Here is a 603-nt window from a genome sequence, read left to right as displayed (position 1 = left end):
CGGCATCCTGGGCCCAAAACTCGCCGTACTGGGCCTCCAACTGCGCGATCGCCCCGGTGTTCTGCCCGATCACGTTGGTGGCCTGCAACTGCTGCACCAACGCCCGGTTGGCCGCGATCACCGGCGGTGGCACCACCGCGGCGAACGCCGCCTCATAAGCCGCCGCCGCCGCGGCGGCCTGCACCGCGGCCTGCTCGGCCTGCGCCGCCGTGCTGGCCAGCCACTCCGCATACGGGGTGGCCGCGGCCGCCATCGCCGCCGAGGCCGTGCCCGCCCACTCCTCACTGGCCAGCTGAGTCACCACATTCTGATAACTCAACGCAGCCGACTGCAGCTCCGCGGCGATCGCATTCCACGCCGACGCCGCCGTCACCGATTTATCGTCAGTCAATACCCGAGCCAAGCGGCCAAGGTTAAGGAGTAATTCGTGTTTGATTTTGGGGCGCTTCCGCCGGAGGTTAATTCGGCGCGGATTTATGCCGGTCCGGGGTCGGGGTCGTTGATGACGGCGGCGTCGGCGTGGAATGCGATCGCCGCGGAGCTGCAGTCGGCTGCGTTGAGTTATCAGAATGTGGTGACTCAGCTGGCCAGTGAGGAGTGGGC

At 67.2% G+C, this 603-nt stretch carries 2 protein-coding genes; one reads left to right on the top strand and one right to left on the bottom strand.

The window, feature by feature from the left end; all coding sequences use genetic code 11:
* The coding region (locus A9X05_RS09485; RefSeq protein ID WP_304442443.1) for a PPE domain-containing protein at positions 1–391 on the bottom strand (391 nt) is incomplete at its 3' end.
* Between the two features lie 36 nt (positions 392–427).
* Between A9X05_RS09485 and A9X05_RS29525 the strand changes: the two genes are divergently transcribed.
* On the top strand, positions 428–603 hold a 176-nt coding region (locus A9X05_RS29525), incomplete at its 3' end, for a PPE domain-containing protein (RefSeq protein WP_156736591.1).

This window comes from Mycobacterium sp. E3298 (genome assembly GCF_001666895.1).
In the GTDB taxonomy this organism is placed as follows: Bacteria; Actinomycetota; Actinomycetes; order Mycobacteriales; family Mycobacteriaceae; genus Mycobacterium.
The sequence above is the reverse complement of the archived record's forward strand: the minus strand, read 5'-3'. Positions and strand labels throughout refer to the sequence as shown.